This window comes from Nocardia sp. CY41 (genome assembly GCF_009829325.1).
Taxonomy (GTDB): Bacteria; Actinomycetota; Actinomycetes; order Mycobacteriales; family Mycobacteriaceae; genus Nocardia.
Genome location: NZ_VUOS01000023.1, coordinates 133353 through 155767, shown reverse-complemented (window position 1 = coordinate 155767; position 22415 = coordinate 133353). Strand labels below are relative to the sequence as shown.

The window sequence follows — 22415 nt, the reverse complement described above, 5'->3', positions numbered from 1 at the left end:
GTTGCAGCGAGCTCACCGGGCGTGCGTCGAAAGCGCTTGGAGAACCGCCTGATCTGCGGCGGGATCGCCGACCGCGATCCGCGCGCTGCCGTCCGGATAGGACTTCGCGGCGATCCCCGCGCGGCGCAGCGCGGTGACGGTGCCGGGACCGGGGATGTACAGAAAGTTGGCGCGACTTTCCGGTATCGCGAATCCGCGAGCCATCAGTGCGGCCCGGAGCGCGTCCCGCTCCTCGGTGATGCGGAGGGTGCGCGCGGCGAGCTCGGGTTCGGCGGCGTAGGAGGCGGTGACCGCGGCCACCGCTGCCGCGCTCATCCCGAAGGGGAGTTGCAGCTTGCTCACGCGCGCGATCAGCTCGGACCTGCCGAAGGCGTAACCGATCCGCAGCCCGGCCAACCCGTACGCCTTCGAGAAAGTCCGCAGGACGAGCAGGTTGGGATGCTTCGCGATCAATGCCAGCGGATCGATGTACTCCGCCGCACCGAGGAATTCGACGTACGCCTCGTCGAGAAGCACCGGGATACGGGCAGGCACGTCGGAGAGGAACGCCTTCAACTCGTCCGCCGGAAGCACCGTTCCGGTGGGATTGTGCGGACGGCACACCACGACCAGTGCGGTGCGCCGGTCGACGGCATGCCGCATCGCCCGCAGGTCCTGATCGCCCGCCGCGTCCAGCGGCACCGGCACCGCCTCGAGTCCGGCCATCTCGGCCATGATCGGATACCCGTCGAACGTCGGCGCGCTGTAGACGATTTCTTTTCCCGGCGTGGTGAGCGTCTGCAGGATCTGCAGGGCCACGCCGGTCGCCCCCGAGCCGACCACCACCTGATCCGCCCGAACACCCACATGCCCGGCGATCAGCGACGGCAGCCGACGCGGCAGGAACTCCGGGTATCGGTTGGCCTGAGCCAGCGTCATGTGCACCGCCCGCAGCACCGAAGGCAGCGGTGGGAACGGATTCTCGCTGAGGGTGAGGTCGAAGCGGGGCGGCAGCCGGGATACCTGGTGCCGGCGAGAGGGCCGGGTGCCGTCGACAACGCGCACGCTCATCGCGCGGCTCCCCAGCGGACGGCGGCCGCGCCCGCGAAATCGCCCGCGTGCGCGAAGCCGGCCAGCAGCACCAGCGATCCGTTGGCCAGCCGTCCCGCCCGGTTCTCCACATCCAGCGTCACCGGGATGCCCGCGGCGAACAGGTTGCCGCAGGAGTCGAAGGTGTCGGGATGCCGCTGCGCGGGCAACTCCAGCGCATCGTGCCAGTTACGCAGGAACAGCCGGTTCGGCTGATTGGTGACGAACGTGTCGACGTCGCGTCCCCGCACCCCGATCCGATCGCACACCGCCAGCGCCACTTCCGGAACCAGCCGGTTGCCCCGGGCGAACACCTTGGTCACCTTGGACTCGGTGAAGCTGACGCACCCTTGGCCCTCGCCCGGCTCCCAATACTTGCGCTCGCCGTTGGTGGAGAACTCCATGTCTCCGGCGAACTCGGGATAGGTGCGGCATTCGATGTCGAGAATCGGCGCGCTGTCGTCCTTGCGCAGCAGCCCCACTCCGCAGCCGTCGCCGGGCACCGGGGCCTGGGCCAGCTTGCGGATCTCGGTCTGGGTGAACACCGGTCCCGCGCAGTTCTGCGACGCCGCGATCAGCGCGGTGCGGGCCGGGGTGGTCTGCAAGATCATGCGGGCCATCGCCATCATGTGCACGAACGCGGCGCATCCGCCGTTGTGCAGGTCGTAGACGTAGGAGGGGCGGATGCCGAGCCTGCGCGCCACCTCGGGTCCACAGCCGAGCACCGGGTTGTCCGGCAGCTGGGTGTGCGTGATCAGCACATCGATATCGGCGATCGCGTCCGCGCCGTTGCGCTCGATCAGCGGTGCGACGGCGCGCTCGACCATGTCCACCGCGGTCTCGTCCCGAGCCACGTGGTGGCGGCCCTTGGGCGCGCGGAACATGACGTTCTTCGCCATCCGGTCCGAGCGTGCGAATTGCGTGAAGTACTCGGTGCCGACCGGCTCGCCGGGTAGGTACGAGGCCACGTCGACGAGACTGACCTGCGGCAAGTTCTGGGTGATCAATGCCATCTCATTTCATCCAGTCGGGCTTGATGGGCAGGCCGTGCGCGGCCCGGTACTCGCAGATGGCCTTGAGGTTGTCCATCTCCAGCTGATGACCCGCCGAGAACATGTCCCAGAAGTCGCCGACCCACACCGGCCGCTCGGGCGGCGCTGTCTCGGGGTAGGGGTTCGCGTCGTAGAAGGGGTGTTTGCAGTTCACCCACAGGACCACCGACCCCGGCTTGTCGAACACCACTTGGGCGTCGACCACGCGCAGAAGGTAGATCATCCACAGGTGCCGGGACTGGTCCCAGGCGCAGTGGTAGTCGACGGTCATGGCGTCCGGGTTCGCGACGGTACGGGTGAAGATCTCGGTCTCGTCGCCCAGTCGGTCGTAGGCCAGCCACAGCCCGGGTTCGTCGGTCTCGACGAACCCGCGCATGCTGTAGGTCCACTCCTCCAGCGACCTGGTGTCGGCGAGGTATTCGTACACCTCTCGCGGCGGTGCGGCGATGTAACCCTGCACCGGACAGTAATCGCCGTAGATCTGGTCGTGCGGATACACCGACCGCAGCATGTCCATGATGATCGGCGTGGTCGCGTCCTTGTCGGAGTTCTCGATGCGGAGCACGCCCGGCACGGCCTGCTCCGGGATGTCACTGAGGGCAGGGAGGGAACTCGTCGTCACGGGGTACTCCTTGGGTTGTGCGGGCGCGGACGTTCAGTGGTGGCCGCGGGTTTGCTCCACGGTGGTCAGGAACGGCAGGAACGGTGGGATCTCGTCGGGATCGCACTCGATCGAGAGGAACGACGGTCCCTCGACAGCCAGGCAGTGCCGCAGCGCGGCGGCGAGATCGTCGACGGTGTGTACCGAGAACGCGGGCAGGCCGGGGAACATCGCGGCGATGCCCGCGCCCAGATAGGCCGGACGGAATCGGTTGAAGCTGTAGCGATCCCGGTAGTACAGCTGCTCCCTGGTCACGCACATGGCGTGCGCGTTGTTGTTCAGCACGACGAAGGTGACCGGCAAGGCGTGCTCGATCGCGGTGTGCAACTCCATGCCGTGCATGTAGAACGACCCGTCACCGGCGATGACCACCGTCCGGCGGACGCCATCCGCTCGCGCGAACGCGGACCCGATGCCCGCGCCGAACGCGTACCCCATTCCGCCCATGCCGAGGGCGACCACGAACCGCCCGTCGCGCGGGACCCGGAGATGGTGCACGACGGCCGCGCCGGTGTTGCCCGCGTCCGCGAACACATCGGTGCCGTCCGGCAATACGGCGTCGATCGTCTCGACTGCTTCCCGATAGCGCAGGCCGGGACCGGCGGAGGCGGGTACGCGCAGCGAGGTCAGCGGTTGCGCCGCGCGCACGCGTTCGGCTCCGGTGCTGCCGTCGTCCAGTTCATCGGCGAGCCCGGCGAGCGTTCGCGAGAGATCGGTGCTGGTCGCGTGGATCGCGGGCAGGAAAGGCGGCGCCACACCGATGCTCGCGACCATGCGTTCGGCGAGCGCGGTCTCCGAACCGGCGCGGGCCGGAACCGGCATCCGGGTGCCGACCAGCAGGCACAGGGCCGAGGACCGGATGGCCGCCGCCAGTTCGGGATGACCCATGCTGCCCGTGACACCGCAGAAGGCGGGATCGGTGTTGTCGTAGGTGTCCTTCGCGTCCGGCGCGACGCCCACCGCGGCGTCCAGCGCGGTGGCCAGGCGCGCGAGTTCGGCGCGCGCGTCGTCGCGCGCGACCTGATCGCCGGCGATGATGACGATCTTGCCGGTGTGCCGGGCCGAGTCGAGCGCGGCGCGGACGCGGGCGATCCCGGCCTCGTCGGACCGATGCGTCCGCGGCGCGGGGCGCCACGGCGCCAGGTCGCCCGCGTCCGCCTGCTGCACGTCTTTGGGCAGCAGCAACACCGCCGGGCCGCCGCGCCGGGCGGCCCGCACCGCCCGGTCCAGCCGATCCGGCAGGTCGGCGGCGGCCTCCACGCGGGCGCAATAGGTGCTGACCGCGCCGAACAAGCGGACGGCGTCGATCGCGCCCGCGCGTCCGCTGGTGTCCTGGAACGCGCCGTTGCCTTCCAGGACGGTTGGAGGCTGGCCGACCAGGGCGAGCACCGGCACCCGCGAGGCGAACGATTCGGCGAGTCCGGCGACGAGATTCATCGCGCCGCCGCCCGAGGTCGCCGCGACCACACCTAATCCGCCCGTGCTGCGGGCGTACCCGTCCGCCATGGTGGTCGCCGAGAACTCGTGTTTGGCAACCACTCCGGTGACGTGCTCCGGCGCGTCGAAGATCGCGTCGTACAGGTCCTCGATATTGGCGCCGTCCACCCCGAAGATGTGGCGCACGCCCAACGCCGAGACCGCTCGCACCAGATGGTCCACCACCCGAGTCCGCATCCGCGCTCCTTTCCGCTGACGAAATATCGACTGCGTACAGGAGTGATACGGACCCGGCCGCCGGACGGTTCAACGACGGCTCGAAAGATATGACGCCCTGCTTGCGTGTACGTATACATCTACGTATAGTCAGAGCATGCCCAACAAGACGATCTACGTTGCCGACGACGACCTCCCGCTCTTCCAGCGCGCGCAGGAACTGGTCGGCGGCAACCTCTCGGGGGCGGTGGTCACGGCGCTGCGCCGGTTCATCGAACTCGAGGAGGGCCGGCTGGAGGGTTACGACGAAATCGTGCTCAAAGTCGGTCGAGACGGTGTGCGTCAGGTCCGCTTCTCCGGCACCCTGCTAGGGGAGTGGCACGAGGTCAACGATACGCGGATCGAGCACGTCCAGGTGTATCGCAGCCGCAAGGGCAAATTCGTGATGCACGCCCAGTATTCGAACTGGGACGAATATCCCGCCGACGTGGGTGCGAAGTGGCTCAAGGACTGGCGGGACCCGAAGAGTTGGCGTCGCTTGCTCGGCGTCGGCCAGCAGGACTGGGGTGATTTCGTCTTCGTCGTCGTCGATTCCCTCGACGAACTGAAGGGTCAAGTGCCCGACAAGCTCTACCGGCGGGTGGTCGACGTGGCCGAGGGGCCGAAGATCGAAGACCTGGACATCTAACCGCCGCAACCGAAACGATCAGCACCGCGTCCCCAAGGGGGCGGTGTGGACAACACATGCCCGAATTCGCATAGTCGCATGTATCTCAGAAGGGAAAGACCATGGTGAACGGCCATCGCACGGCCGCCGTCTCGGCGCGGGGCCTGCGGAAATCGTTCGGCGAGCAGGTGGTGCTCGACGGGATTGATCTGACCGTCCCCGAAGGCACGGTTTTCTCGCTGCTCGGACCGAACGGTGCCGGCAAGACCACCACCGTGCAGATCCTGACCACGCTGATCACCCCGGACGCGGGCGACATCCGCATCGGCGGCCACGATCTCGCCGCCGAGCGCAAGCAGGTGCGCGCGCAGATCGGGGTGACCGGCCAGTTCTCGGCGGTCGACGAACTGCTCACCGGCCGGGAGAACCTGCTGCTGATGGGCGATCTGCACCATCTGCAGCGGCGCGATGCCCGCAGGCTGGCGCAGAGCCTGCTGGAGCGCTTCGACCTGGTCGACGCGGCGGACAAGACGGTGGCCACCTACTCCGGCGGCATGACCAGGCGCCTGGACCTGGCCATGACACTGGTCGGCGATCCGCGCATCATCTTCCTCGACGAGCCGACCACGGGGCTCGATCCGCGCAGCAGGCGGGCGATCTGGGACATCATCCGCGGGTTGGTGGACGACTACCGCGTCACGGTCTTCCTCACCACCCAGTACCTGGAGGAGGCCGACCAGCTCGCCGATCGGATCGCGGTGCTCGACCACGGCAGGATCGTCGCCGAAGGAACCGCGGCGGAACTGAAGCGTCTGGTGCCGGGCGGACACATCCGCCTCGAGTTCGCCGATCGTCCGGCCCTGGCGGCGGCGGCCGACGCGCTCGGCGTCGCCGCCCCGGCACCGGACGACGACGAGAACCTCACCCTCGCGGTGCCCAGCGACGGCGGCGTGAAATCGCTGCGCTCCGTACTGGATCGGCTCGACTACGAGCAGATCGAGCTCGAGGGCCTCGCCGTGCACACCCCCAACCTCGACGACGTCTTCCTCACCTTGACCGGCCACCCCACCACCGAGAAGGAAACCGTGCGATGAGCATGTCCTACGCGCTCGCCGATTCGGCGACCATGCTGCGGCGCAATCTGCTGCACGCCAAGCGTTATCCGAGCCTGAGCTTCGGCGTCATCGTGATGCCCACCGTGCTGCTGCTGGTGTTCAACTTCGTCTTCGGCGGCGCGCTGGAGAAGTCCTCCGGCGGTAACTACATCGACTATCTCGCGCCGGGCATGCTGTTGATGATTCCGGCGTACATGACCGTCTCGGTCGCCGTGTCGGTCGCCACCGACACGACCAAAGGCATCGTGAACCGGTTCCGCACGATGGACATCGCGCAGTCGGCCATGCTGACCGGTCACGTGGTCGGCGCGTTGATCCAAGCGCTGGTCGGCATCGCCGCGATGGCGGGCGTCGCACTGCTGATCGGCTTCCGCCCGAACGCGGACCCGGTCGAGTGGCTCGCCGTGTTCGGGCTGCTCGCCTCGGTGATGTTCGCGCTCACCTGGCTGTCGGTGGCGCTGGGCCTGCTCGCGCCGAACCCGGAGAGCGCGAGCAACACCCCCTTCCCGCTGGTGATGCTGCCGTTCCTCGGCAGCGGCCTGGTCGGCACCGACACCATGCCCGCCGGATTGCGTCAGTTCGCCGAGTACCAGCCCTTCACCCCGTTCACCGAGACCGTCCGCGGTCTGCTGATGGGCACCGAGATCGGCGACAACGCGCTCATCTCGATCGCCTGGTGCGTCGGTCTGACCGCGGTCGGTTACCTGTGGTCGTCCTCGATCTTCCGGCGTCGGACGCGCTGAGCGAATCGTGCGCAGGCGATCCCCCGCGAGCAGTGCCCGCGGGGGATCGTCCTATCGCTCACACCGTGCCGGTGAGCAGCACCTTCCCGGAGTTGGTCGCGCGGATCTCGACCGCGCGGACCTGCTCGGGAGCACCGTCGATGGTCCGGTCGATGGTCAGCTCGGTCCCGGGGCCCGCGGGCCAGGCGTCGAGTTTCTCCTGTTGACCAGTGGTGCGGGTGACGTACAACGCGAGCTCGGTGCTGTAGCGCTGCTGTTCGCCGGGCGGGTAGCTGCACGTCATCACCACTCGCGTCCGGTCGCCCGCCGGGACGAGCTTGAAGCTCGCCGAGACCGGCGTCGGCTCCACCGGAGTCATCTGGCGTTCGACGAACGCCTGCTCGCTGGTGCCCGGCTCGGTCGACTGGTTCGATCCGGACACCGAGACGGCGATCGGGACCGCGATCGCCACCGCCGCCGCGGCCGAGGCCACCGCGATGCCGACCGACGTCCACCCGCTGCGCCCGCGGCGGCGTTCGGCCGCGTCGGCGATTCGCGCGGGTGGTGGGAGGGAGGGCATCGGCGGTGGTGGAGGCAACTCCGGCGCAGGCTCGGCGGGGTGGGCGGGCGGCTCGATCATCGCGTTCGCGATGTCGCTCTCCACGAGAGCGAGCATTCCCGGTAGCCCGGCCAGTTCGGCCACGGCCGCCCGGCAGTCGGGACAGTCGGCGAGATGGCTCTCGTACTGCAGGCGCTCTTCGCGGGTGAGGGAGCCGAGCACGTACGGGGCGTCCCACGTGCTGTAGTCGTCGGTGATCTCCGTCACTGGTTCGTCACCCCCATCTCCTGTAGTGCCAGGCGCAATGCGCGCATACCGTAGTGCATCCGGGACTTCACCGTGCCCGGCGGAACGCCGAGTTCCTCGGCGATCTGGTGGGTGGACAGTCCGCGATAGTAGGCCCGCACGATCACCTCGCGGTGATCGGCGCTGAGCCTGCCGAGCGCGTCGGCGACCAGCCAGCTGTCCAGCGCGCGGTCGGACTGGTCGGGGGCCGGTTGTTCGGGCGGACTGTCGGTGCGGACCTCGCGCCTGCTGCGGGCGCTGCGATGCTCATCCACGGCGAGATTGCGCGCGACGGTGAACAGCCACGCTCGCGCCGACGCGGTGGACTGATCCAAGACGTTCGGCCGTTGCCAGGCCCGCAGCAAAGTCTCCTGCACGATGTCCTCCGCCCGTCCGGAATCCCGTACCAAGCCGAGCGTGTACCGCCACAGCGCGGTGGCGTGTTCGCGATAGAGAGCCCGCAGCAATTCGGACTGATCGTCGGGTCGACCCGTCTGGCCGCCTAGGTTGCGCACAACTGGGTACCTCTCCGCTCGAGTTGCGGGGCCGGTCGGTGGGCGCGGTCGACAAGTCACCCATGCTCTTGCCGGTTCAGTTGTCGTGTCTCATATCGTGTCTCCTTCGGTCCCTTCGAGGAGTACACGTTCTCAGTTGCGTTCGAGTTCAATCGGGTGTGTCGCCAGCAGGGACAGCGGCAGCGGCTGGCGGCGCAGCACATGCGCCCACAGGTCCGCACGGCCGCTGCTGATGGGGTCGGACGGCAGCGCGGACAGCACCATCCAGTCGTTGTTCTCCAGTTCGCCTTCCAACTGGCCGAAGGTCCAGCCCGCGTAGCCCGCGAAGATCCGGATGCCCTCGACGAGCGGGGCCACCCGCTCGGGATCGGCGTCCAGGTCGACCAGGACGACGCGTCCGTCGATGCGGCGCAGGCCGGGGACGCCCTCGATCCGCGCGCCCACCCGGACGGTGCCGAGGCACAGCGCGGCGTCCCGTTTCACCGGGCCGCCGATGAACAGCGTGCGTGGCGCCGCGACCGCCTCCGTCCAGCGCGGCAGCACCTCGTGCACCGCGGTATCGCTCGGGCGGTTGAGCACGACGCCGAGACTGCCCGCCTCGTTGTGCTCGATGATGTAGACCACGGTGCGCCGGAAGGTCGGTTCGACCAGTTCGGTGGCCGACACCAGCAGCGTCCCGGCACGAACCACCTGGTCACCGTGCCGGTACTCGCGTCGCCTGCGGCCACTGTGCCCGCCGCGAGTCTTCCGATCGTCCGGGTCTTCTGCGCGTGCCACTCCGACATCATCGCAGCTGTTCGCTCAGATTGCGCCTTCTGCGGCCGACTTCTGCCTTCCGGATTTGCCGAGCGGACGGCGGACGCCCCGCCGCGCCGTCGCCGCGACATCGTAGAGTCCAGGTCATGGAACCGCCCGAGGTGCGCCTCGAGAACAGCGACACCGTGTACGACTTCTATCGCGATCACCGCCAGAACCGCCTACAGGCTTGGGGGGCTTACGCCATTCTCGGCCGCCGCTACCATCCCCGCGTCACCTACGCGGAGGGCGCGCGCGCCGCGCTCCGAACGGCCATCAGGCAGAACCGGCCGCTGCTCATCGCGATCAACCATCTCTCCGAGAGCGATCCCTACACCGTGGCCGCGGCCGCCTGGCGCAGCGGACTACGGCGGGTGATCGGCCGGGTGCGGGTGCTGGCCAAGGACGAGTTGTTCGCCGATCCCGATCAGCGGCGCAAGATCGACATGATGGGCGGCATCCCGGTGTTCCGCGGCAAGGACCACGGCATCCGCGCGGTGAACGCCGCGGGCCAGCGCATGATGGACGTCTGCGCGGAGCGGATGGCCCGGGGCGACGGCATCGCGGTCTTCCCCGAGGGGACCTGCAACGACGTGGATCCGGCCCGCGTGCAAGCGGTGGGCAGCGGCATCGGGCACATCGCGTTCCGGGCGATGAAGCTCGGCGCCGAGCCCGTGCTGGTGTCCATGGCGCTGAGCTACGGGCCGCGCCGCGATCCCTCGGTGCCGCCGACGAAGGAGGAGGCCAAAGGAGCCAGCTTCCACTTCGGCGTCCCGGTGCTCGAGCTGCCGCCCCGGCCCGGTGACATCGCCCGGCTGGTGCGCGCGGATCTGCAGAAGGCGCTCGACAGCGCCGTCGCCGCGTACTGACGGCTTACTGCGGCAGATTCAGCCGGTCGCGCGCCCAGTGCGGCACCATCCCGAGGTATTCGGGACGGGTCTCGATGAAGTGGTGGACGGTCCGGCACATGGGCAGCGCGCCGAGCTTGTCGTCGCGCGTGCTGTTCAAGGCCGTCTCGACCAACAGTCGCGCGTAGCCCTGGCCCTCGTAGCGGGGGTAGATCTCGGTGTGCACGAACGCGCGCTCGGAAGCCGTGTCCTGGTATTCGGCGTAGCCGGCGATCGCACCGTCGACGTAGATCTCGAAACGGTCCAGTGCGGTGTTGTTGTTGACCTCGGTCGACATGGCTCGACGCTACTCTGTGCCCCGGTTTCGGGGTAAATCACGCTCCGGACCGGGCGGAATCCCGCCACCGACTTGTCCGACCCGGCGGCCCTGCGCAGAATGCTCTTGGTCGGGTCCGTCGTCACGCGCGAGCGGGCAGGCTCGGGGAGGTACGAACATGATGAGGACACCGCGGATTTCGCGGGTCGCGGCCGCCGTCGTCGCCGCGGGCCTGCTCGGTGGATCGATCGCCACCGGCGGCGCGGACGCCGCGCCCGCAGTGGCGTTCGGCCGGTGTCCCGCGGGGGCCGTGACCGCCGATCGGGGCGTGCAGTGCGCCGTGGTCTCCGTCCCGATGAATCACGCCGACCCGGACGGCCCCCGGATCGAGTTAACCGTCAGCCGGATCGCGGCCACGGGCGAGCGGCAGGGTGTCCTGTTCGCCAATCCCGGCGGCCCCGGCGCGGACGCGCTGGATTTCTGGGCGCGCAGGCTCGAGGTGTTTCCCGCCGCGCTCGCCGAGCACTACGACCGGATCGCCGTGCAACCGCGCGGATTGCGCTGGGCGACGCCGCTGGAATGCGGCACGAGCTCGAAGGACGGGCCGGGTCAACAGGTCTCGCTCGGCGGCGGTAATCGCGACGAGATCAAGAAGGCTTGCGATGCGGCGCAGCCCGGGTACCTGGCCACCATCACCACCGAGAACACCGCGCGTGACATGGACGTCGTGCGCGCCGCGCTCGGGTTGGAGCGGATCGGCTACCTCGGCACCTCCTACGGCACCTATCTCGGTGCGGTCTACGCGGCGCTGTTCGGCGACCGGGTGGAACGGATGATCCTGGATTCCAACGTCAACCCGGACTGGGTGTGGACCGAGGAATTCGCCCAGCAGCAGGTCGCGGGCAAACAACGCCTCGATGATCTGTTCGCCTGGATCGCCGAACACGACGGCGACTACCACCTCGGCGACACCGCTCTGCAGGTCTACCGCACCTGGGTGCGGTTGGCGGCCGCCCAGGGCGGCGGCTGGTACGCCAATCTGACCCCGCCGCCCGCGAGCATCGCCGACCTGCCCGGCGCGCTGCCCGAACCGCTGGCCGAGATCGCCAGGGACGGCTACACCGGGAGCGTCGAGCAGCTCGGCAAAGTGCAGAACCTGTTGCGCACCTTGGTGAGCGGCGGTGTCTCCGCGCAGGTGCCGTTGCTCGGCGCGACCACCGTGGCCACCTACACCCGCACCTTCTGGCCGACCTTCGCCCGCGCGATGGCCGACGCCGCGGCCGACCCGGCGAACGTGCAGCGTCTGCGGGCCATCGAGGGCGCCACCTCGACGGACCCCACCGGGCGGTTCGTGTTCAGCGCGATCACCTGCAACGAGAACGCCGTGCGCGGCAGGCCGGAACTGCTCGGCGCCGCGGCGGGCACCATCGTCTCCGGCGGCAACGCCATGGACGCGCGCGCCGACCTGGTGCGCTCGGGAATGGCCTGCGGTTCCTGGAAACCCGTGACGAAGCCGGTGCCGATCACCGGCGCGGGGCTGCGCACCCCGCCGCTGGTGCTGCAGAGCAAGCACGACGCGCTGACCAAGTACGAAGGCGGCCCGGCGATGGCCGCGGCGCTGGGCGGCAGGCTGGTCGTCGTGGACGGCGGCGACCACGGCACTTTCGGTCGCGGCAACCCGGCGGTGGACGAGGCGGTGCTCACCTACCTGCGCACCGGAAAGGTGGACATCACCCGCGCCGACCAGGCCCCGCTGCCCGCGAGCTGATCTGGCCGTGCGCGAGATCCGGTGGCCTGCGGTGGCCCTTGGGCGCGCTGAATTAGACGGCGCGCGGGCCGGGCTGTCAGGCGTCGGCGGTGGTTCCCGCCCGGTCGGCGAACGCCCGTGGCGCAGGTGTCGTGGTGCGCCTCGTCCGGTCGCGCCCGAGAATGTGGGGATGACATCCGCTGCGCGAGTGATCCTCGCTCCGGACAAGTTCAAGGGATCGCTCGCGGCTCCGGAGGTGGCGGCGGCGCTGGCTTCCGGACTGCGGAAGCGGGCGCCGGATGTCGAGATCCGCCAGGTTCCGGTGGCCGACGGGGGTGACGGCACGGTCGAGGCGTTCGTCGCGGCGGGTTGGACACGGGTGGAGGTGACGGCGCCGGGACCGACCGGGGTACCGCGCCCGACGGCCTATGCCCGGCAGGGGGCGAGGGCTGTCGTCGAATTGGCGGCCGTTGTCGGGCTGGCGCGCTTACCCGAAGGACAGCCCGACCCGTTGGGGGCGAGCACATATGGGCTGGGCCTGGTCTTGGCGCACGCTATGGAGCACGGCGCGAGTGAGATCGTGCTCGGTCTGGGCGGCAGCGCCTCCACCGACGGCGGCGCGGGCATGCTGCAGGCGCTCGGTGTTCGCATCCTGGACGACGACGGACGCGAACTGCCGCGCGGCGGAGCGGCTTTGGCCCGCTCGGCGCGGCTGGACCGCTCCGGGCTGCACCCCGGTGTCGCCGGCACCGCGATCACGCTGGCCTGCGACGTCGACAATCCGCTGCTCGGCCCGACCGGCGCGACGGCGGTGTACGCGCCCCAGAAGGGGGCCGGGCCCGCCGACCTCGACGTTCTCGAGAATGCCCTCGCCACTTGGGCGCGGATCGTCGGCCCCGAGTTCGCGCGGCTCCCCGGTTCGGGCGCGGCGGGCGGTACGGGTTTCGGCGCGCTCGCCGTGCTGGGTGCACGAGTGCGCAGCGGTATCGAGGTGGTGCTCGAATCGCTCGATTTTCCCGCGTTGCTCACCACCGCGACGCTCGTGGTCACCGGTGAAGGATCGCTCGATCGGCAGAGCCTGCACGGCAAGGCGCCGATCGGCGTGTGCGCGGCCGCTCGGAAGGCGGACGTCCCGGTGCTCGCCGTGGCGGGCCGTACGCTGCTCACGCCCGAGGAGATCCGGTCCGCGGGTTTCGCTGATTGCTATGCGCTCGCCGATCTGACCCCCGACCCCGAGCGCTCGATGTCCGAGGCGGCGGCGCTGCTCGAACGCGTCGGCAGGAGGATCGCCGAGGAGTGGCTGGGTTAGCTCGCCGACGCCAGCAGGTTCGCGGCCAGCTCGGTCTTGTGCCGGTCGCCCCACTCCTCGAGCGGACGCAGCGCGACCGCCAGCTCCACGCCGAGCGGGGTGAGCGAGTATTCGACCCGGGGCGGTACCTCGGGATAGACCTCGCGGTGCACCACGCCGCTGGCCTCCAGCTGGCGCAGGTTCTCGGCGAGCACCTTCTCGCTGACCCCCTCGAGCAGCCTGCGGATGCGGCCGAAGCGCTGCGGGCCTGCGCCGAGCACCCACATCAGGTGCATCTTCCACTTGCCGCCGACGACATCGATCGCGACCGTCATGCCGCACACTTCGTGATCCGCGTCACTGCTCATGCCCACCGCGCTCCTCTGACCTCGTTTCGGACCTCGAGGTAAGCAACCGCACCTCGACGTTCGGTCTTCCCGACCCTACCTGCGGGAACGACGATGAACACCGGCGCCGATCCAGACAACCGACGAGAACCGAAGGGACACATCATGTCCGAGCAGACCACCGCCCGCACTGTCTCCGTCGTCGGCCTCGGGCCGATGGGGCAGGCGATGGTCCGGGCCTTCCTGGCCGCGGGCGTCGAGGTGACGGTGTGGAACCGTAGCCCCGAGAAGGTCGACGCCATGGTCGAAATCGGCGCGAAGCGCGCCGCTACCGTCGCCGACGCGCTCGACGCCAACGAGGTCACCGTGCTCAGCCTCACCCACTACGCGGCGATGTACGACGTGCTCGGCCCGGCAGCCGACCACCTGAAGGGCAAGGTGATCGCGAACCTGTCCTCCGATTCACCGGAGAAGGCTCGCAAAGGGGCGCAGTGGGTTCGCTCGCACGGCGCGCAGTTCCTCTCCGGCGGCGTCATGTCGGCCGGGGACAACATCACGCATCCGGCGTCGTACATCTTCTACAGCGGCCCGCGCGCGGTGTTCGACGCGCACGCGGAGCTCCTGCGGCCGTTGAGCCCGCAGGAGTACCTCGGCGACGACGACGGCTTGGCGCAGATCTTCTACCAGGGGCTGCTGACCATCTTCCATCCCTGGTTGCTCGCCTTCGACCAGGCCACGGCGATGATCGACCGCTCCGGTCACGACATCGCCGCTTTCGTCCCGTTCGCGATCCGCTCCGCCGCCGCCTTCCCCTATTTCATGGAGGAGTTCTCGGTCGCCAATCAGAACGGCGGCTGGGCGTCGCCGGCGAGTTTGAAGATGATGGACGCGGGCGCGCAGCACGTCATCGACGCGAGCGAAGAAGTCGGCGTGGACGCCGTGCTCTCGCACACCGCCCAGGCGTTGTGGCGCAAGGCTGTCGCTGCCAGCGAGGAGGCCGGGAAGCCCATCTCCACGTACGCCCTGCTCCGCAACCCCTGACCGATTCCGTTGCCCGGCCTCGCCGAGCCGGCGGTTCCCTCGTTCGTGCGAGGAGCCGACCGGCTGCGCGAGGCCGGTTTGCTTTCCAGGGTTGATATGCAGCCATTAAGCTGCCTATTGTGTATAGGCAGCCAAATGGCTGCATGTTGGAAAGGTAGGCGATGGACGAGGTCTTCCGGGCACTGGCCGACCCGAACAGGCGGCGACTACTGGACAGCCTGAACGCCCGCAACGGGCAGACGCTGCGCGAGTTGTGCGCCGGGCTGGCGATGGCCCGCCAGTCGGTGAGCAAGCATCTCGCGGTGCTGGAGGAGGCCAACCTCATCACGACCAGGCGCAGCGGCCGGGAGAAGCTGCACTACCTCAACGCGGAGCCCATCAACGCCATCGCCGACCGCTGGATCAACCGGTACGACCGCGAGCGCGTGAACGCCCTCGCCGACCTGAAAAGAGCACTGGAGGAACAATCCATGGGCGACAACGCTTTCGTCTACACCACCTACATCAGGACGACCGCCGAGAAGCTGTGGCAGGCGCTGACCGATCCGGCGTTCACCAACCGCTACTGGGGTGCGAGCTTCGACACGGACTGGGGTCCCGGCTCGGAAATGACGTGGCATCAGCAGGGTTGGACCAGCAAGGACCCCGAGCAGGTAGTGCTCGAAGCCGAGCCCTACCGCCGTCTCTCGTATACCTGGCACACCTTCGACCCGGCCTTCGCCGCCGCGTTCGACATGAACCCGGACGACGTCGCCGCCTGGGCGCGCGAGCCGCGATCGAAGGTCACCTTCGACATCGAAACCCAAGGGGAGATCGTCAAGCTGACGGTCGTGCACGACGGCTTCGCGCCCCGCAGCCAGGTGCTGGAAATGATCACCACCGGATGGCCCGGCATCTTGTCCGGCCTCAAGACCCTGCTGGAGACGGGCGATCCGCTCCGCTCCGCATAACTTCGAGGTCAACGGCGCATGGTGGACGGCCTACTCGCGAAATGCCGCAGACATGTGCCGTCGATCGTGCCCATGCGGTTCATAAAAAGAGAGCGGTGCTCTTGCGTTGTCGTGCCTTGTGTGGAACACTTCTCTCTATAGAGAGCAGTGCTCACAACGAGGAGTAGTCATGGACCTCAGCACCCGCTACATCGGCCCCGCCGGATTCGACGCGATCTTCAACCGGATCGCCAACCTGTTGCCCAAGCTCGGCATCAGCGTGATGGGGTCGCGCCTGCTGGCGGTGCGCGGGCGCAAGAGCGGCGAGTGGCGCACCACGATGGTCAACCTGATGGTGCGCGAAGACGGCGAGCGCTTCCTCGTCGCGCCGCGTGGGCACACGCAGTGGGTGCGTAACCTGCGCGTGGCGGGCGGCGGCGAGCTCCGGCTCGGCCGCAAGGTCGAGGCGTTCACCGCCACTGAGGTTGCCGACGCCGACAAGGTGCCGTTGCTGCGCCTCTACCTGCAGAAATGGGGCTGGGAGGTCGGCAGGTTCTTCGAGGGCGTGACCAAGGACGCCACCGACGAGGAACTCGCCGCCATCGCGCCGGGGTTCCCGGTCTTCCAGCTGAACTAACTCCGGCGGGCGAGGAATTCGATGGCGGCGGCGTAACCCTGGATGCCCATGCCCGCGACCACCGCGGTCGCGATCGGGGAGATGTAGGAGTGGTGCCGAAACTCCTCGCGCGCGTGCACATTGCTGATGTGCACCTCGACGATCGGCAGTTCCGGGATCACCAGCGCGTCCCGCAGCGCCACCGAGGTGTGGGTGAGTCCGCCGGGATTGATCACGATGCCCGACTCGACGCCTCGCGCCTGGTGGACGCGGTCGATGAGCGCGCCTTCGGAATTGGACTGGAAAGCGACGACCTCCCGGTCGAACCTCGCCGCCGTCCGCCGGCACAACTCCACCACGTCGTCCAGCGTCGCCGACCCGTACACCTCCGGTTGCCTGGTGCCGAGCATGTTGAGATTCGGGCCGTTCAGAACCAGGATCGGGCCCGGCGTCGCGGTCGCAGCCATGCACGGCAAGATACCGCGCCGCCGCCGGGCCCGACCGGCTACAGCCCCTGCGGACCTTCCGAGCGCAGGTCATCGACCTTGCGCATGGCCTCGCGCAGTTCCTCCAGCCACGTCTCCGCGTGCTTGCCCGCCAGCTTCACGGTCCAGGCCAGCGCATCGGCGCGGGACCGGGCGACGCCCGCGTCGACCAAGGTGTCGAGCACCTTGCGCTCCGGCTGGCGCAGCCGGGTCATGACCGGGACGGCGAGATGGGTGAACATGATCCGTTCCCCGTCCACCGAGACGCCCCAGGCCACATTGCGCCGGTAGCGGTGCTGTGCTTCGTTCGCGATCTGCATGCGGGCCGGCCGGGTCGACTCGCGGAACCGGGCGACCGCGCCCTCCTTCGTCGCGCGCGGCACTTCTTCGGTCGGAGCGTCGTCGGCGACCGGCTTCGTCTCCGGCTGCGGAATCGGCAGTTCCCCGATGACGACGATCTCGTCCCGGTCCACCTCGATCACCGGAGGGCCGGTGAACCAGTCATCTGGCAATCTTCCGGCGAACCAGTCGGGCACGTCCGACGGGTCCGGCAGATCGGCCTGCTGCCAGCCGCCTGTGCGGCCGAAGCCCCGGCCACGGTGTGCGTTTCTCATTGGCGGGTCACCTACTTACTGTGCTGCGATGCTTTCAGTGATTACAAGATTACTTCTCGAGGCGCCGCTCGGGGTTCCGCTGTGTGCGAACAGGGGTCCGAGTGCTTCGCTCCGCACGCTTCGGGGTATTTATTGATTCGAAAACGTCGAGGGCGGCGGTAACCGCGCGACTTTTCGAGAAGGCCGGTACGGTTGCGGCGCCGGTTGCCGCCGACCGGCTGGGCGATGATCATGAAAGGCCCCCCGAGATGCGAGATCCCGGGGCAGAATTGGGATGCTGAGCATGGGTAACGTCCGCGCTACGGAGGCATCGCGGTCTGGTCTTTTTCGGGTACGGTGGTCTTGTTACTGGAGTGACAAGAGTGAAGAGTGGGCGACATGGACGTGTGGGGATCCCGCCGCTTTCGTGTTCGCGGCGCAATGGCACTCATGGGGGTGGCGGCGCTCGCGCTCGGGATCGGGTCGTGCGGGATACATGAGAAGCAGAACGAAGCCGAAGCGGTCGTGGAGCGCTTCACCGATCTGCTCGACGATCAGGACTACACCAAGGCGGCAGACCTGACGTCGTACCCCACGGCAGCCACGGCAACCCTCAAGCAAATGTTTACCGGGCTGCAGGGCGCCGAGGTCGACTACCGCAAGACCCAGTTCATCGGTCTCGATGCCGAGTCGGCGATCTTCAGCATGGACGTCGAATGGAGTTTCGGGGAGAAGAAGACCTGGAACTACAGCCTGGAAGGCAATGTGCGCAAGCTGGCCATCGGCTGGCGGATCTCCTGGGAGCCCGCGGTCGTGATGCCCCAGCTCACGCACAACCGGACCGTGCAACTGGTGCGCACCTATCCGACGCCCGCCCCGCGAGTCAACGACATCGCCGGTGCGCCGTTGATGACCGAGCAGGTCATCAACGTCGTCAAACTCGATCCGGCCAAGATGCCCGATCCGGTCGCGTCCACCGACGCGCTGGCCAAGGCCATCGAGCCGGTCGCTCCGTTGATCACCGGGCCTGCGCTGATGCAGCAGCTGGCCACCTCGCAGGGCAAGCCGATCGTCGCGGTGAACCTGCGCGAGGGTGACTTCGCGATCCTGGAACCGCGAATGGCACCGATTCCCGGCGTGGTGATGGAGAAGCAGCCCCGGCTGATCTCCGCCGACCGCCGCGTCTGGTCGCCGATGCTCGACGCGCTGCGCAAGGTGCAGCAGGAGAGCCAGGAGGCGCACTCCGGATGGGGCGTCCAACTGTTCGAGCAGGACGGACGGTTCATCACTCAGCTCGCGGGCCAGCAGGGTCCGCCGGGACCGGATATCGCGGGCACGATGGACCAGCGCTTGCAGCGTGCCGCCGAGGACGCGGTGGTCAGCGTGCCCACCCAGGCTTCGATCGTGGCGATCCAGCCGTCCACCGGCGCGGTCGTGGCGGTCGCGCAGAACAGCCAGGCCAGTGAGCACGGGTCGGTGGCGTTCACCGGACTGTATCCGGTGGGCGGCGCCATGGAGCTGTTCCGCGCGGTCGCGGCGTCGGCCAAAGGCAAGGCGCCGCAGGAGGTGTCCGTGCAGGACGCGGCCGAGGCGGCGACGGCGCTCGGCGTCGGCATCGACTTCAAGGTGCCCGGCCTCGACGAGGTCACCGGCCGCCTGGCCACCGCGGGGCGCAGCGCCGAGCAGGTATCGCAAGGCGGCGGTTCGGACGCCGTGCTGGCCAGCCCGTTCGGCATGGCCATCGCCGCGGCCACGATCGTGCGCGGGTCGGTGCCGCCACCGATGATCGAGGCGGGTCGCCCCAGCGCCACCGACGCCCGACTCGACCCGCTCCCGCCGCAGACCGCCGACCGGCTGCGCGGCATGCTGCGCGACGCCTCGAACGCGCCGGAACTGGCGAGTGTGCGCCGCTACCGCGACGTCGACGCGTTCGCCGCGACCGCGGGCCCGGACGGGTGGCTGATCGGGGCGATGGGCGATCTGGTCTTCGCGATCCACATCAACGACGTGGACAGCAAGGACGCGACCGCGCGGATGGCGGCCAGAATGCTACAGGCGCTCGCCACTCCGGAGCCGTGATCGCCGGACGGCTTTTGACACCGCGCGCCAGCCGAGCAGGAAGACCGCGAGCACGACGCCGGCCACCAGGACGAAGCTCACCGCCGTGCCCTGACCGCTGACCACGCGCAGCAGCATGCCCCCGACCAGGGTGCAGGCCCAGATCACGACTCCGGCGGGCCACAGGGCGATGATGTCGAACCGCGCGTCAGCGGCGGCGCGCCACCGCGGCGCCGCCACGACGAGCCAGCCGACGACCAATCCCGTCGCGAACGGCCATACGGTGCGCAGCAGCCCGGCGAGCACCGCCTCGTCGTGGCTGCGCCTACCGATCGCGCAGAAGACGACGACGAGCAGCGCATCGAGCACGAACGGCAGCGATTTCCTCACGCGGGCCAGCGTAACGCCGGACCCCGGTGCGGTCGCGGTCACAGCCGCCGCTGCTCGAACTCCCGCTCGAACTCGGCGTCGTCGGCCTGCCGCCTGCGGAACAGGAACAGGAAGACGATCCACCCTGCGATCGCGACCAGGATGAAACTCACCATCCGATAGACGAACGCCGCGGCGACCGCCTGCGCGGCGGGCAGACCCGCCGCGGCGGTGAGGCCGTAGATCAGCGTGGCGTCGACGTAGACGATGCCGCCGGGCGCGAAGGGGATGGACCCGACCGCCTTGCCCACCGCGAAGGCGAGCAGCAGACCGGCGATGCGGGGATCGGCGCCCACCGCGTAACAGGCCGCGCCGAGGCAGGCCACGTCGGCGAAACGATGCATCAGCGCCCAGAGCGCCACCAATATGCCGTCACGCTTGCCGAGCTTCACCGATTCGAGCTGGTCGAGCACGTCCTCGATCTTGGCGGCGCCGGACTCCTGCGGGCGCTTGCGCAGCCGGTTGACCAGCGCGAGCAGCTTGCGCAGCAGTGCCTCGAGCGAGCCGGGATGGCGCGAGACGTGATTGCCCGCCCACACCAGCGCGACGACGGCGGCCACCGAGAGGATCAACTTGAACGGGCCGACGCGCCCGCCCGCCAGCAGCGTGCCGCCGACGCCGAGCAAGGCCAGGCCCACGGCCGCGACCACGCCGGAGAAGACCAGCTGCCAGGAGGCGACGATCGGACTGGCGCCCCAGCGCCTGGTCTGCCGGTAGGTGAACGCGGTGGAGAACACCTGGCCCGCGGGCAAGGTGACCGACATCGCCGTCGCACCGTAGACCACCGCGACGGATTTCCGCTGACTCACCGCGACGCCCCCCGCGTTGAGCAGCTGCTTCTGCACCCTGCCGAACCCGCTCATCGACAGCGCTTGCAGCCAGATCGAGGCCGCCAGCCACCCCCAGTGGATCTCGGTGAGCTTCTGCCAGGACTCGTGCAGGCGTGGCCAGAGGTACACGCCCTCGGCGATCAAGAGGGCCAGCAGCGCGGCGCCGAGCACCCATTTCAGCCAGCGGAATCTGCCACGGCGGGAACCCGCCGTGGGCGGCGGCGCAGGATCCCCTGCCAGTTCCCCGTCGGCCGTCACGCGGTCAGCCTAACGAACGCACCGTTTCGACCTCGGTATCGTCGGGCGCGTCGGCCCGTTCGCGGGGCCAGGCCAGGAGCGTTTTCCTGCGTCTGCCGCGCAGCTGCACCTCGTCGCCGGTTTCCCACTGGTCCTGCTCGCTTTCCTCGGCGAAATACAGCGCACTGCCCGAGGCCAGCGTCCGGCCGGGACGTTCTTTGGCCAGCTCGGTGAGCCGGGATGCCTCGTTGACCGGGTCTCCGATCACCGTGTATTCGAAGCGGTTGGCCGCGCCGATGTTGCCCGCGACGGCCAGACCGGCCGAGACGCCGATGCCGATGTCGAGGCCGGGCACTTCCCGCAGGGTTTCGCGCAGTTCGCGCGCGGCGGCGAGCGCGGCGGTCGGTGCGTCCGGGCGATCCAGCGGCGCGCCGAAGATGGCCAGCGCCGCGTCGCCGACGAACTTGTTGACGAAGCCGTGGTGGCGGTCGATCACGTCGACCACGATGCGGAAGAACTCGTTGAGCAGGCTGACCACCTCGGTGGGCGGGCGCTCGGCCGCGGCGGCGGTGGAGCCGACCATGTCGACGAACAGCACCGCGACGAACCGGGTCTCGCCGCCGAGTTCGGTGCCGTAGTCCAGCGCCCGCTGCGCCACCTCCTCGCCGACGTGCTGACCGAACAGTTCCTGGAGCTGGCGGCGTTTGGCGGCCTCCTCCATCATCCGGTTGAAGCCGACCTGCAGCAGGCCGATCTCGCTGCCGTCGAAGACCTCGACCTGCACGTCGCGCGCCCCGGCCTGGACCCGATCGATGGCCTGGCTGAGCTGGCGCACCGGGTCGGAGATGCTCGAACCGGTGAGCATCGACAGCGCGAGGGCCTGCATGATCACCACGCCGCACAGCAGCAGGATGGAGATGGCCAGCGATTGCGCGGAGAACTTCACGTCCGAGGAGATCTGGGTGACGCACAGCAGCACGATGGCGATGGTGGGGGCGAAGGTGCCCATGCCCCAGGTCATCGCCATCCTGGTGCCGACGCCCGGGGTGAGGGTGTGGTCGAAGGTGCCCTCGGTCAGCGCCTGGGCCGCGACCGGGCGCAGGATACGTTCGCCCAGCATGTAGGTGAAGCCGAACACGATGGTCGCGGCCATGCACTCGGTGACGATGACCGCTCCGGCCAGCGCGGGAGTGTCCCGGATGATCAGCGTGGCCAGCACGGCGCCGCCGATCAGCCACAGCGCGAGATGCAGGATCGCCTGGCGCAGCGGTGCGTGCAGCGCGGCCATCTGCTCTTGGCGGCTCGGCGGGCCGCCGCGCATCTGCCAGCGCATCACCGGACGCAGCATCAGCGCGGACGCGGCCATGCTGAGCAGGCCGCCCGCCACGAAGACGACGGCAGGGACCAGCAGGCCGGTGCGCCTGGCACCGGAGGCCTCACCCTCGGGAACGGGTAGCCCGTACTGGATGAACGCCCACACCAGAACCGCGCCGAAAGCGTTCGCCAGCAGCATCGATGTCAGGTACAGCGGCCAGCGCGTTCGCATGGTCTGTTTGACC

24 protein-coding genes are annotated in these 22415 nt (G+C 69.0%); 10 read left to right on the top strand and 14 right to left on the bottom strand.

Translation table 11 applies throughout. From position 1 onward, the window contains the following. Positions 1 to 12: 12 nt before the first annotated feature. The 4 genes from GVY64_RS25620 to GVY64_RS25605 are packed head-to-tail and all read right to left on the bottom strand — an operon-like array spanning position 13 to position 4455. Positions 13 to 1050 (bottom strand): aminotransferase class I/II-fold pyridoxal phosphate-dependent enzyme, encoded by a 1038-nt coding sequence (locus tag GVY64_RS25620; RefSeq protein WP_159846416.1) that lies wholly within the window; start codon positions 1048 to 1050, stop codon positions 13 to 15. Beyond that, positions 1047 to 2081, bottom strand: a complete 1035-nt coding sequence (locus tag GVY64_RS25615; RefSeq protein WP_159846413.1) for a 3-oxoacyl-ACP synthase III family protein — start codon at positions 2079 to 2081, stop codon at positions 1047 to 1049. Before GVY64_RS25615 ends, GVY64_RS25620 begins: the two co-directional genes overlap by 4 nt. A 1-nt stretch (position 2082) precedes the next feature. Continuing rightward, positions 2083 to 2742 (bottom strand): SRPBCC family protein, encoded by a 660-nt coding sequence (locus GVY64_RS25610; protein ID WP_159846410.1) that lies wholly within the window; start codon positions 2740 to 2742, stop codon positions 2083 to 2085. A 33-nt stretch (positions 2743 to 2775) separates the two neighbouring features. Further along, the gene (locus GVY64_RS25605; protein WP_159846407.1) at positions 2776 to 4455 is read right to left on the bottom strand and encodes a thiamine pyrophosphate-binding protein; all 1680 of its coding nucleotides are present in this window, start codon (positions 4453 to 4455) and stop codon (positions 2776 to 2778) included. A gap of 136 nt (positions 4456 to 4591) precedes the next feature. Here GVY64_RS25605 and GVY64_RS25600 point away from each other — a divergent pair, with 136 nt between their 5' ends. The 3 genes from GVY64_RS25600 to GVY64_RS25590 all read left to right on the top strand — a co-directional run bounded on the left by GVY64_RS25600 (position 4592) and on the right by GVY64_RS25590 (position 6959). Further along, entirely contained in the window at positions 4592 to 5122 is a 531-nt protein-coding gene (locus tag GVY64_RS25600) for an EXLDI protein (RefSeq protein WP_159846404.1), read from the top strand. A gap of 101 nt (positions 5123 to 5223) precedes the next feature. Beyond that, positions 5224 to 6195, top strand: coding sequence for an ATP-binding cassette domain-containing protein (locus GVY64_RS25595; protein WP_159846401.1), 972 nt, complete (start codon positions 5224 to 5226; stop codon positions 6193 to 6195). Beyond that, entirely contained in the window at positions 6192 to 6959 is a 768-nt protein-coding gene (locus GVY64_RS25590) for an ABC transporter permease (protein ID WP_159846398.1), read from the top strand. Before GVY64_RS25595 ends, GVY64_RS25590 begins: the two co-directional genes overlap by 4 nt. A 58-nt stretch (positions 6960 to 7017) precedes the next feature. Here GVY64_RS25590 and GVY64_RS25585 read toward each other — a convergent pair whose 3' ends face one another. From GVY64_RS25585 to GVY64_RS25575, 3 genes are all read right to left on the bottom strand, one after another. Then, positions 7018 to 7764 carry an anti-sigma factor family protein gene (locus GVY64_RS25585; RefSeq protein WP_159846395.1) on the bottom strand — a complete coding sequence of 249 codons (747 nt, stop codon included), beginning with the start codon at positions 7762 to 7764 and terminating at the stop codon, positions 7018 to 7020. Next, complete coding sequence (locus GVY64_RS25580) at positions 7761 to 8297, bottom strand: sigma-70 family RNA polymerase sigma factor (protein WP_159846392.1); 537 nt, start codon at positions 8295 to 8297, stop codon at positions 7761 to 7763. The genes GVY64_RS25585 and GVY64_RS25580 overlap by 4 nt, the downstream gene beginning before the upstream one ends. A 132-nt stretch (positions 8298 to 8429) precedes the next feature. Beyond that, complete coding sequence (locus tag GVY64_RS25575; protein ID WP_159846389.1) at positions 8430 to 9074, bottom strand: YqgE/AlgH family protein; 645 nt, start codon at positions 9072 to 9074, stop codon at positions 8430 to 8432. A gap of 125 nt (positions 9075 to 9199) precedes the next feature. Here GVY64_RS25575 and GVY64_RS25570 point away from each other — a divergent pair, with 125 nt between their 5' ends. Beyond that, positions 9200 to 9961 carry a lysophospholipid acyltransferase family protein gene (locus GVY64_RS25570; RefSeq protein WP_159846386.1) on the top strand — a complete coding sequence of 254 codons (762 nt, stop codon included), beginning with the start codon at positions 9200 to 9202 and terminating at the stop codon, positions 9959 to 9961. Positions 9962 to 9965: 4 nt separating this feature from the next. Here the strand turns inward: GVY64_RS25570 and GVY64_RS25565 are convergent, their stop codons facing one another. Beyond that, a complete protein-coding gene (locus GVY64_RS25565; RefSeq protein ID WP_159846383.1) occupies positions 9966 to 10277 on the bottom strand; it encodes a GNAT family N-acetyltransferase in 312 nt (103 codons plus the stop codon). A gap of 157 nt (positions 10278 to 10434) precedes the next feature. Here GVY64_RS25565 and GVY64_RS25560 point away from each other — a divergent pair, with 157 nt between their 5' ends. Together GVY64_RS25560 and GVY64_RS25555 are read left to right on the top strand one after the other, a co-directional pair. After that, on the top strand, positions 10435 to 12024 hold the full coding sequence (locus GVY64_RS25560) for an alpha/beta hydrolase (RefSeq protein ID WP_159846380.1): 1590 nt from the start codon (positions 10435 to 10437) through the stop codon (positions 12022 to 12024). A gap of 169 nt (positions 12025 to 12193) precedes the next feature. After that, positions 12194 to 13312 (top strand): glycerate kinase, encoded by a 1119-nt coding sequence (locus GVY64_RS25555; protein ID WP_201298145.1) that lies wholly within the window; start codon positions 12194 to 12196, stop codon positions 13310 to 13312. Here the strand turns inward: GVY64_RS25555 and GVY64_RS25550 are convergent. Then, on the bottom strand, positions 13309 to 13659 hold the full coding sequence (locus GVY64_RS25550; protein WP_442939629.1) for a winged helix-turn-helix transcriptional regulator: 351 nt from the start codon (positions 13657 to 13659) through the stop codon (positions 13309 to 13311). The genes GVY64_RS25555 and GVY64_RS25550 overlap by 4 nt on opposite strands. Positions 13660 to 13803: 144 nt before the next feature. On the opposite strand from GVY64_RS25550, the gene GVY64_RS25545 reads away from it, so the two are divergent. The 3 genes from GVY64_RS25545 (at position 13804) to GVY64_RS25535 (ending at position 16245) form a co-directional block, all read left to right on the top strand. After that, the gene (locus GVY64_RS25545; RefSeq protein ID WP_159846377.1) at positions 13804 to 14679 is read left to right on the top strand and encodes an NAD(P)-dependent oxidoreductase; all 876 of its coding nucleotides are present in this window, start codon (positions 13804 to 13806) and stop codon (positions 14677 to 14679) included. 161 nt (positions 14680 to 14840) lie between these two features. Next, a complete protein-coding gene (locus GVY64_RS25540) occupies positions 14841 to 15629 on the top strand; it encodes an ArsR/SmtB family transcription factor (RefSeq protein WP_159846374.1) in 789 nt (262 codons plus the stop codon). A 169-nt stretch (positions 15630 to 15798) separates the two neighbouring features. Next, the gene (locus GVY64_RS25535) at positions 15799 to 16245 is read left to right on the top strand and encodes a nitroreductase family deazaflavin-dependent oxidoreductase (protein ID WP_159846371.1); all 447 of its coding nucleotides are present in this window, start codon (positions 15799 to 15801) and stop codon (positions 16243 to 16245) included. On the opposite strand, the gene aroQ is transcribed toward GVY64_RS25535, so the two are convergent. Both aroQ and GVY64_RS25525 read right to left on the bottom strand, forming a co-directional pair. Next, entirely contained in the window at positions 16242 to 16691 is a 450-nt protein-coding gene (gene aroQ / locus GVY64_RS25530) for a type II 3-dehydroquinate dehydratase (protein ID WP_159846368.1), read from the bottom strand. The genes GVY64_RS25535 and aroQ overlap by 4 nt on opposite strands. Positions 16692 to 16729: 38 nt before the next feature. Then, positions 16730 to 17323 (bottom strand): hypothetical protein, encoded by a 594-nt coding sequence (locus tag GVY64_RS25525; protein ID WP_159846366.1) that lies wholly within the window; start codon positions 17321 to 17323, stop codon positions 16730 to 16732. A gap of 420 nt (positions 17324 to 17743) precedes the next feature. Here GVY64_RS25525 and GVY64_RS25520 point away from each other — a divergent pair, with 420 nt between their 5' ends. Then, entirely contained in the window at positions 17744 to 19381 is a 1638-nt protein-coding gene (locus GVY64_RS25520; RefSeq protein WP_159846363.1) for an NTF2-like N-terminal transpeptidase domain-containing protein, read from the top strand. Here the strand turns inward: GVY64_RS25520 and GVY64_RS25515 are convergent. The 3 genes from GVY64_RS25515 to GVY64_RS25505 are packed head-to-tail and all read right to left on the bottom strand — an operon-like array spanning position 19352 to position 22402. Beyond that, positions 19352 to 19750, bottom strand: coding sequence for a DUF3054 domain-containing protein (locus GVY64_RS25515; protein ID WP_159846360.1), 399 nt, complete (start codon positions 19748 to 19750; stop codon positions 19352 to 19354). The genes GVY64_RS25520 and GVY64_RS25515 overlap by 30 nt on opposite strands. A 38-nt stretch (positions 19751 to 19788) precedes the next feature. After that, the gene (locus GVY64_RS25510; protein WP_159846357.1) at positions 19789 to 20877 is read right to left on the bottom strand and encodes a lysylphosphatidylglycerol synthase transmembrane domain-containing protein; all 1089 of its coding nucleotides are present in this window, start codon (positions 20875 to 20877) and stop codon (positions 19789 to 19791) included. Positions 20878 to 20881: 4 nt separating this feature from the next. Beyond that, positions 20882 to 22402 (bottom strand): adenylate/guanylate cyclase domain-containing protein, encoded by a 1521-nt coding sequence (locus tag GVY64_RS25505; protein WP_201298149.1) that lies wholly within the window; start codon positions 22400 to 22402, stop codon positions 20882 to 20884. Positions 22403 to 22415: the final 13 nt, after the last annotated feature.